Here is a 9,320-nt window from a genome sequence, read left to right on the forward strand (position 1 = left end):
CGGGATAATGGCCTAGAGCCCGCCGGCGACCCGAAGCACGGCCCCCGTGGTGTACGAGGCTTCGGGACCGAGCAGCCAGACGATCGCCGCGGCGATCTCGTCGGCCTCGCCCGCCCGACCCAGCGGCACGTGCGGCGCGATCCTGGCCGGCCGGTCCGGCACGCCCGACGTCGCGTGGAGATCCGTCCAGATGGTGCCCGGTGACACCGTGTTGACCCGGATGCCACGTCGACCGAGTTCCTTGGCCAGTCCCGTGGTGAGCGTGTCGGCGGCGGCTTTGGTGGCCGCGTAGTGCACGTACTCGCCAGGGCTGCCCAGCGTCGCCGCGGCCGAGGAAACGTTGACGATGGCGCCGCCGGCACCCATACGTCTGGCCGCCTGCTGGGCGCAGAGCACGTAGCCGATCAGATTGACATCGACGACCCGGCGGAGGTCGGTCACGGTCAGGTCGACGAAGGGGCCGATGACGCTGGTGACACCGGCGTTGTTGACCAGGCCGGTCAGCTCCCCCAGCTCCTGCGCCGCGTCGAACAGCCGTACGACGTCGTCGGGATCGGCGGTGTCCACCCGCACCGCGACGCCTTGGCGTCCCGCGGCGTGCACCAGTTCCAGCACGGCGCTCGCGGCCGCCTCGTCACGCAGGTAGCAGAACGCGACGTCGTGTCCGGACTCGGCGAGGCGCCGCACGGTCGCCGCACCGATCCCCCGGCTGCCGCCGGTCACCACCGTCACCGGACTCATGGGCGTCACTCCCCTCGGGCTTCGATGAGGTTATCCGTCGGTCACGGTCGATGTGGTGGCATCGCAACGGCCGGGGGCCCCGCCCGTGGATACGGACGGGGCCCCCGGGCCGGCGGATGGTCAGCAGCGGAAGCCGTCGACGATCTTCTGGAGGTCGCCGCTCATCCGGGAGAGCTCCGACGCGGCCGTCTGGGCCTGGAGCACTCCGGCACTGGTCGACTGCGCGGCGCTGGCCACCCCGGAGATGGTCCTGGCGATCTCGCTGGTGCCGACGGACGCTTCGGAGACCGTACGGGACACGTCGCTGGTGGTGACGCTCTGCTCCTCCACGGCGCTGGCGATCGTTGTCTGACGGTCGTTGATCTGCCCGATCACCTCGGTGATCTCGCCGATGGCCGCGATCGCGCTCCGCGTGTCGTTCTGGATCGCCTCGACCCGCCGGCCGATGTCCTCGGTCGCCCGTGCGGTCTGCTGCGCCAACTCCTTGACCTCGCCGGCGACAACCGCGAAGCCCTTGCCGGACTCCCCCGCCCGGGCCGCCTCGATGGTGGCGTTGAGCGCGAGCAGGTTCGTCTGCTCGGCGATCGAGGTGACCAGCTTGATGACATTGTCGATCTCCGCGGATGACTCGCCGAGCCGGGTCATGGTTCGGGATGTCTCGTCGGCGAGACGGGCCGCGCTCGTGGCCACGGTGGAGGCCTCGGCGGAGTTGGCGGCGATCTCGCGGATCGAGGCGCCCATCTCCTCGGAGCTGGTCGCCACCGTCTGCACGTTCGCGCTGACCTGTTCGGCGGCGGTGGAGACGACCTCGGCCTGTGCGCTGGTCTCCTCGGCGGCGGCGGCGATCTGGACGCTGGTGGCGGAGAGTGCCTCGCTGGAGGTGGCCAGCGCGGTCGCGTTCTCGCCGAGCTGCTCCACGGTGGAGCGGAGCGAGTCGGAGGCGCGGTCGAGTTCACCGGCCATCCGGCCGAGTTCGTCGCGGCTGGTGATGCCGGCGCGGACGGTCAGGTCCCCTTCGGCCAGGGCGCTGGCGACGCGGGAGACGGCGGTCACGGACCGCATGATCGTCCGGGCCAGGAGCAGGGCGAGGGTGAGCGCGACGGCCAGGCCGACGACGAGCAGGCCGAGGATGAGGATCCGTCCGGTCTGGTAGGTGGTGCCGATGGCGGCGGCCTGGTCGGCGGCCTGCCGCTTTTCGGCGTCGACGAGTTCGTTCAGGGTCGCCGTGGCGGCCTGCCCCGCGGGTGACGCCTCCGAGTTCTGCACCTTCAGCATGGTCTCGGTGTCGCCCGTGCGGCTGGCGGGCAGCAGCTTGAGGTCCCGGATGGCCCGGTAGCTGGCCCACTGCGCGACGAACCGGAGGGTGAGGTTGCGGGCACCGGGTGACACCTTCTTGTACCGCTCGAGCACCTCGTCGAGGGCGGCGTCGTCCTTCTTGATGACCTCGTCGTACTGCTGCTTGGCTGCGGCGTCTGTGACGACCATGTGCAGGAGCACGCTGATGCGGCTCTGCCGGGTGGCGGCGTCGAGCTGGCCGAGCGTCGTGACGGCCGTGACGTTGTTGGAGTAGATCTGGTCGGCGCCCCGGTGCACCGATCCGAGCTGGCTGACCGCGACCGCCCCGACGGTCACCGCGCCGAAGGCCATGGAAAGTACGGCGGCGAGGATCTTCGTACGGATGCTGAGGTCGCCCAGGCGGCGGCGGGGGGCGCGGCCCGGTTTGGGTGTGGCGTCGACACTCATCTCGTTCTCCTCGTGACGGACGTGAAGCTTGTTGAACCTGCACCAACTGGTATCGGCGTCGGCGTGGACAACAGAAGGTGATCATGGCGTGACACGAACCTCCTCCGCGCGATCTTGCATATACGTCGATCGGTGTGTCCGTTCGACGTTGTCGCACGCGGCTGGTAGGAAAAGCAGCAATCAAACAGGTGTACGGAAGAGGGGTCTGATGGCTGCCGCGAGCACCACTGTCCGAGGGTTGTCCACCGAGGAGCTGGCGACAATTCGCGAGTCCCTCGCGGCCGGTCGCAAGCCGAAGGTGATGTTCACCGAGGCGGCCGGGCAGATCGCGGGGCAGATCGGTCAGGTGGTGGAGCTGACCGATCCGGCCGTCTCCGAGGAGTGGGTGGTGGTCCGCTTCGGGCGTGACGAGTTGCCCTTCTCCCCTAGCGATCTGAGCATTCCGGCGAAGGGTGCGGTCCCTCGTCGGCCCGAGCCGAAGCCGGAGCCGGCCCCGGATCCCGGTCCGGAGCTCAAGCTGACGCAGCCGCCGGTGCCGGCGCCGCGCGAGGAGGCAACCATGACCAGTTCCCCGGTGGATCCGTCCCCCGCCTCGGGTGAGGCCAAGCCGGCACGGCGGGCGGTGAAGGCGGCCAAGCCGAAGGGGCCGGCCGGGCTGACCGTGACGTTGGCGTACGCGGATGGTGAGTGGACGGTGGGCGCGACGCAGGGCAGCAAGGCGCTGGCCAAGCCCTACGTGATCAAGCCCGCTGAGGCGCTGAAGATGGTGAGCCTGATCGACGTGCCCGGTGTGCACGAGGCGGTGGAGCAGATCATGTCCGTGGAGCGGGCCGAGGCGGAGCAGCAGGCGGAGAAGCTCCGCGCGGAGTTGGCCGAGATCGAGGCACGACTGGCGGAGTTGCGCGACGTCGGCTGACGGATGGCTGGACGACAGCGCGGGGGTCGGCGGAGGTGGGCCGACCCCCGCGCTGTCGTCCGAGGTGGTGCCCGGCGGGGTGACGGGTCGCGCCGCCGGGACGTCAGGTGAGGGCGAATCCGCTCCGAGCGCTGCGGGGGCGGGCGTGCGTTAATCGGGGATGTTGGCCACGCCGATGCGCTTGCGGAAGACCCAGTAGGTCCAGCCCTGGTAGAGCAGCACGATGGGGGTGAAGACGAGCGCGACCCAGGACATGATGGTCAGCGTGTAGGGGGTGGAGGCGGCGTTGCTGGTGGTGAGGGTCCCGGCGGCGTCGAGCGTGGAGGGCAGCACCGCTGGGAAGAGCGCGGTGAAGAGGGTGGCCACGGTGAGGCCGATGGCGGTCGCGGTCCCGGCGAAGGCGCGCCCTTCGCGGCGTACCCGGTTGGCGGCCAGGGCGGCGAACAGGGCGAGGGCCGCGAGCACGGCGAGCACGACGGCGGCCGGGGTGTGTCTGATGGTGAGGGTCCAGGCGAGGAACGCGATCGTCAGTGCGGCGGCGAGCGCGCCGGTGCGGCCGGCGAGGCGGGCGGCCCGGGTGCGGATGTCGCCGGTGGTCTTGAGGGCCAGGAAGAACGCGCCGTGGGTGACGAACAGGGTCAGGGTGGTGGCGCCGCCGAGCAGCGCGTAGGGGTTGAGCAGGTCGAGCAGGCCGCCGACGTATTCGTGGTCGGCGTCCAGCGGCACGCCGCGGGTGATGTTGGCGAAGGCGACGCCCCACAGCACGGCGGGGAGAAGTGAGCCGCCGATGATGGCGGCGTCCCAGCGGGCCTTCCATCGCGCCTCGGGGCGCTTGTGGCGGTATTCGAAGGCGACGCCGCGCAGGATCAGGGCGATGAGGATGAGCAGCAGCGGTAGGTAGAAGCCGGAGAAGAGGGTGGCGTACCACTCGGGGAAGGCCGCGAAGAGCGCTCCGCCGGCGGTGATGAGCCAGACCTCGTTGCCGTCCCAGACCGGCCCGATGGTGTTGATCAGGACGCGGCGTTCGCGGTCGTCGCGGCCGAGGACGGGCAGCAGGATGCCGACGCCGAAGTCGAAGCCTTCGAGGATGAAGTAGCCGGTGAACAGGGCGGCGATGAGCAGGAACCAGACGGTGGTGAGCTCCACGACGGTCTCCTAGTAGGCGAAGGCGAGGGGGCGGTCGGCGTCGTCGTCGCGGTCGGGTTCCGGTGGCGGGGTGAGTTCGGGCAGCCCGGCTTTGGCATAGCGGACGAGCAGGCGGACCTCGACGACGGCGAGGGTGGCGTAGATGAGGGTGAAGGCGGTGAAGGAGGTCAGCACCTCGGCGGTCGAGACGCTGACGGAGACGCCGTCGCGGGTGAGCATCTCGCCGAAGACGATCCAGGGTTGCCGGCCCATCTCGGTGAAGATCCAGCCGAAGCAGTTCGCGGCGAGCGGGAGCAGCGGCATGACCAGGCCCGCGCGCAGCAGCCACCGGGAGGAGGGGGTACGGCCGCGGCGCTGTGCCCACAGGGCCCAGAGGGCGATGAGAGCGGCGGCCATCCCGAAAGCGATCATGAAGCGGAAGCTCCAGTAGGTGACCGGAATGATCGGGGTGTAGCTGCCGGGGCCGTACTGGGCGGCGTATTCGGCCTGCAGGTCGTTGATGCCGCGGACCTCGCCGTCGAAGCTGCCGGTGCCGAGGAACGACAGCAGGCCGGGGATCTTGAGGGCGTAGAGTTCGCGGCTGCCGTCGAGGCTGCCGATGGTGAGCACGGAGAAGGCGGCCGGCTGCTCGCTCTCGTAGAGCCCTTCGGCGGCGGCCATCTTCATCGGCTGCACCTCAGTCATGATCTTCCCCTGGATGTCGCCGGTGATGACCACGGCGGCGGCGGCGAGCAGGGTGGTCCAGGCGCCGATCCTGGTGGCGACGCGGTAGGCGCCGGTGTCGGGGCCGCCCGGGTGGCGGATGAGGTGCCACAGCGCGACCGAGACGACCAGGGAGCCGGCGACGAGGAAGCAGCCGGCGATGGTGTGCGGGAAGGTGACCAGGGCGACCTTGTTGGTCAGCACGGCGACGAAGTCGGTGAGTTCGGCGCGACCGGTGTCGGGGTTGATGCGGTAGCCGACGGGGTTCTGCATCCAGGAGTTGGCGGCGAGGATGAAGTAGGCGCTGAGGATGCTGCCGAGCGCGGCGATCCAGATGGTGGCCAGGTGCACGCGCTTGGGTAGCCGGTCCCAGCCGAAGATCCACAGTCCGAGGAAGGTGGATTCGAGGAAGAAGGCGAGCAACGCCTCGATGGCCAGGGGCGCGCCGAAGATGTCGCCGACGAAGCGGGAGTAGTCGCTCCAGTTCATGCCGAACTGGAACTCCTGCACGATCCCGGTGACGATGCCCATCGCGAAGTTGATCAGGAAGAGCTTGCCGTAGAACTTGGTGAGTTTGAGGTAGCGGTCGTCCCCCGTGCGCAGCCAGACGGTTTGCAGGATGGCGACGAGCAGGGAGAGCCCGATCGTCAAGGGGACGAACAGGAAGTGGTAGACGGTGGTCACACCGAACTGCCAGCGGGCGATGTCGAGCGCGTCCATGCGGGTCCCCCATCTCGTACTACGGGCAGTAGTAAATACTACAGCCCGTCGTAGAGAGGGTCGGAGAGGGGCAGACGGTACCGGCTCGCCGCCCTCCGGCGTCCCGCGGCGGCTGTGCGACGATCACCGCTGATGGACACGCCCACCTCTGAATGGCAGCCACCCCGGCTATGGCTGCTGCTGCAGATTCTCGCCCGCGGCGTCGTCGGGCTGCTCGCCCGGCTGCAGGTCACCGGCGACGTCCCCGACGAACTGCGGCGCGGCCCGCTGATCCTGGCCGCCAACCACATCAGCCCGTTCGATCCGATCGTGATGACCGCCGCCTGCCGGGTACGACGCATCGCCCCGCGGATCATGGCAACCGGTGGACTGTTCCGCGCTCCGGTCGTCGGGTCCGCGATGCGCCACAGCGGGCACATCCGGGTCGACCGGCGCACCGCCACGGTGACCGCGGCCCTGTCCGAGGCCGCAGCCGCCGTCGCGTCCGGATCGGTGGTACTCGTCTACCCGGAAGGGCGCATCGGACTCGACCCCGGGATGTGGCCCGAGCGGGGCAAGACGGGCACCGCCCGGCTCGCGTTCGCCAGCGGCGCCACCGTCGTGCCGGTCGCGCAGTGGGGCGCCCACGCCGTCCTGCCGTACTCCGCTCCCCAAGGGCTGCTGCCGGCGCTGGTCAAAGCGATGCTGCGCCGGCCGGTCATCCGGGTGCACTTCGGCACGCCGGTCGACCTCTCCGGGCTGGACCCGACCAGACCCGGCCACGCCCAGCAGGCCACCAACCGGATCATCGACGCGCTGACCGACACCCTCGCCCCGCTCCGCCCCGACGAGCCCGATCAGCCCCACCACGTCGACCCGACCAGGCCGAGCGACCCGCGGCGCAGCCCGCACCGTCCCGCCCGCCTCGGCCCACCCCCCGCGTAGCGCGAGCAGCATCCGCCGGTTGGACGCCTCCACCGCACGGCTCGGCGCCATACCCGCAGGACATCTCCCCGACGTCTCTGAGATGCGCCAGTGCGTGCCCGCTGGGGACGGGCTGATGCGCGATGGTCGGCGGTGACCTGCCGTACCCGACCCGACCGGGCACAGGATGTCGGGTCCGGCACGGTGTCCCCTCCCTAGCGTGAGTGACCAGTAAGGAAAGGGGACCAGGTGCTGGAGCGACTGAACCAGGCCATGGAGCACATCGAGCGCCACCTCGATCAGCGGATCGAGGTGGCCGAGCTCGCGCGGATCGCCGTCACGTCGGAGTACCACTTCCGGCGGTTGTTCTCCGCACTGGCGGGCGTCCCGCTCTCGGAGTACATCCGGCGCCGGCGGCTCACCGTCGCCGGCGCTGAGGTGCTCGCCGGCCAGCGGACGCTGCTCGATGTCGCGGTGCGGTACGGCTACCGCTCGGGTGAGGCGTTCGCCCGCGCGTTCCGCGCCGTGCACGGCGTCGGTCCCGGCGAGGCCAGACGCGGTGGTGCCGCTCTGCAGTCCCAGCCACGGATCTCCTTCCGCCTCATCGTCGAAGGGAGCAGCACCATGCGATATCGGGTGGTGGAGAAGGGACAGTTCCGGGTGGTCGGCCAGAAGGCACGCGTCCCCCTCGTCCACGAGGGGATGAACCCGGCGATCGTCGCGTTCATCCGGGGCATCGGCGCAGAGACGCTGCGGCGCATGGAGGAGCTGAGTGACCAGGATCCGCACGGGATCGTCGGCGTGAGCGACAACATCGCCGACACCCGCGGGGAGGGCACCGAACTCGACTATTACCACGCCGTGCTGACCAGTGCCGCCGCACCGGAGGACATGCAGTCGCTCACCGTCCCGGCGGGAATGTGGGCGGTCTTCGAGAGTTCGGGTGAGTTCCCGCAGGCACTGCAGTACCTGTGGCGGGACGTCTTCACGCAGTGGTTCCCCTCCAACCCGTACCGGAGCAGGCCGGGCCCCGAGATTCTGCGCACCCGGCTCTCCGAGGACGCCAGCGAGGCGGACGCGGAGCTGTGGATCCCGGTGGAGCGGACCTCGGCCTGAGTGGTCGGAAGGGCATCGATGGCCGATGCCCTTCCGACCGCTCAGGCCGCTGCGCCCGTGGGACCGGCGACGGGTCAGGCGTCCTGCGCGGTGTGCACCAGCCGGAAGCGTTGGGCCAGCACCAGGGTGTCGTCGTTCACCGTGAAATCGGCGCCCAGCTCCGCACGCACCTCGGCACTGTGCCAGAACTCCTCGTGCCCGGCCCGCCACTGCGCCACCGATTCGTCGCCCTCGCCCTCGTCGATGGCGTGCTGCAGGTCCACGTCGGCGAGTCGCACCACCCGGACCTCGGTCAGCTCGATCGCCGCGACCGGCCGGCCGGCGGAGTCCACGACCGCCAACTGCCGACCGACGCTGGGCAGCGGCTCGTTGTCGCGCTCGTATCCCACCACCAGCGCGGAGGTCGAGGTCTTCGCGCCGGACAGGATCGCGGCCACCAGCTGATCCCGTAGCGGCCCGGGGAAGGCGAACTCCACCCGCGGAAGATCATCGAGGTTCATCTCGTAGACGGTAGGGGTCGAACGCGAGCGGTCGCACACCCATGTGGCTGGGCAACGCGCGAGCGGGGATCAGTCCCGGGCGCGGCGCTGACGCAGATACGCCAGCACCGCCTCGCGGGTGGTGCGCACACCGAGCAGCGCGCGGGCCTGCGCGATACGCCGATTGGCTGTGCGCAGCGACAGGAACTCGGCCGCCGCCGCCGCCGCGATGGTCTCGCCGTTGGCGAGCCGGTCCAGCAGCGCCCGCTGTTCGGGGATCAACCGTGCCATGCCGGCGGGCGCGCGTGCCGGCTCCTCGTGCGGATCGCGGTGGACGGTCCCCAGCCGGCTGAGGTCGCCGAGCAGGGTCCGCCCGAGATCACCCGAGGTGTCGGCGATCACCACCAGACCGGCCCCCCGGGCCGCCGCGAGCACCGCCTGCGCGACGGTCTCCGGATCCGTGACCCGGCCGAAGAGCACGAGCTTGGTCGCGCTCACGTCCCACGGTGTCTCGGCGAGCGCGAATCCCTCCCTGGTTACCCAGCCCGCGCCGGCCAGGCGACGCAGCACGCCGGTCGCGTCGCTCGCCGAGGCCAGCACATAGCGGGGCGGCTCCGGCGCGCTCACGCGTGCCCTCGCAGCGCCAGCTCCGCCACGTCGGGGCGGATCCGCGCGCCCATTCCGATCGGCTGCCCGGAGATCGCCAACCTCCCGGCGATGCGCCCCGTGCGCACGGCGTCCTCGGACATCGCCGGTCGACCGCCTGGTAGTTGGCATTGCCGCTCTGCCTGGCCTCGATGGTGCAGGTGCCCGGCCCGTTGAGCGTCACCGTGCTCGTAGCGGTGGCGCCGCGT

General features: G+C 70.5%; 10 protein-coding genes. 3 read left to right on the forward strand and 7 right to left on the reverse strand.

Going from position 1 to position 9,320, the window contains the following annotated elements:
• Window positions 1-12: 12 nt before the first annotated feature.
• Window positions 13-741 (reverse strand): SDR family oxidoreductase, encoded by a 729-nt coding sequence (locus tag AB0J06_RS19125; protein WP_357430269.1) that lies wholly within the window; start codon window positions 739-741, stop codon window positions 13-15.
• Window positions 742-861: 120 nt separating this feature from the next.
• Window positions 862-2,484, reverse strand: coding sequence for a methyl-accepting chemotaxis protein (locus AB0J06_RS19130; RefSeq protein WP_357430271.1), 1,623 nt, complete (start codon window positions 2,482-2,484; stop codon window positions 862-864).
• A gap of 208 nt (window positions 2,485-2,692) precedes the next feature.
• Here AB0J06_RS19130 and AB0J06_RS19135 point away from each other — a divergent pair, with 208 nt between their 5' ends.
• A complete protein-coding gene (locus AB0J06_RS19135) occupies window positions 2,693-3,400 on the forward strand; it encodes a hypothetical protein (protein WP_357430272.1) in 708 nt (235 codons plus the stop codon).
• Between the two features lie 150 nt (window positions 3,401-3,550).
• On the opposite strand, the gene cydB is transcribed toward AB0J06_RS19135, so the two are convergent.
• The gene (cydB, locus tag AB0J06_RS19140; protein ID WP_357430273.1) at window positions 3,551-4,546 is read right to left on the reverse strand and encodes a cytochrome d ubiquinol oxidase subunit II; all 996 of its coding nucleotides are present in this window, start codon (window positions 4,544-4,546) and stop codon (window positions 3,551-3,553) included.
• 9 nt (window positions 4,547-4,555) lie between these two features.
• Window positions 4,556-5,968 carry a cytochrome ubiquinol oxidase subunit I gene (locus AB0J06_RS19145; protein WP_357430274.1) on the reverse strand — a complete coding sequence of 471 codons (1,413 nt, stop codon included), beginning with the start codon at window positions 5,966-5,968 and terminating at the stop codon, window positions 4,556-4,558.
• A gap of 132 nt (window positions 5,969-6,100) precedes the next feature.
• On the opposite strand from AB0J06_RS19145, the gene AB0J06_RS19150 reads away from it, so the two are divergent.
• Window positions 6,101-6,892, forward strand: a complete 792-nt coding sequence (locus AB0J06_RS19150; RefSeq protein WP_357430275.1) for a lysophospholipid acyltransferase family protein — start codon at window positions 6,101-6,103, stop codon at window positions 6,890-6,892.
• Between the two features lie 228 nt (window positions 6,893-7,120).
• A complete protein-coding gene (locus AB0J06_RS19155) occupies window positions 7,121-7,987 on the forward strand; it encodes an AraC family transcriptional regulator (RefSeq protein WP_357430276.1) in 867 nt (288 codons plus the stop codon).
• Between the two features lie 74 nt (window positions 7,988-8,061).
• On the opposite strand, the gene AB0J06_RS19160 is transcribed toward AB0J06_RS19155, so the two are convergent.
• The 3 genes from AB0J06_RS19160 to AB0J06_RS19170 all read right to left on the reverse strand — a co-directional run.
• Window positions 8,062-8,487: an ASCH domain-containing protein gene (locus AB0J06_RS19160; protein ID WP_357430277.1), complete on the reverse strand. Its 426-nt coding sequence runs from the start codon at window positions 8,485-8,487 to the stop codon at window positions 8,062-8,064.
• 69 nt (window positions 8,488-8,556) lie between these two features.
• The gene (locus tag AB0J06_RS19165; protein WP_357430278.1) at window positions 8,557-9,093 is read right to left on the reverse strand and encodes a LuxR family transcriptional regulator; all 537 of its coding nucleotides are present in this window, start codon (window positions 9,091-9,093) and stop codon (window positions 8,557-8,559) included.
• Window positions 9,090-9,320: hypothetical protein (locus tag AB0J06_RS19170; protein WP_357430279.1), on the reverse strand; the 231-nt coding region annotated here is incomplete at its 5' end. The genes AB0J06_RS19170 and AB0J06_RS19165, both read right to left, overlap by 4 nt.

The organism is Micromonospora sp. NPDC049679 (assembly GCF_040659735.1).
GTDB lineage: Bacteria > Actinomycetota > Actinomycetes > Mycobacteriales > Micromonosporaceae > Micromonospora_I.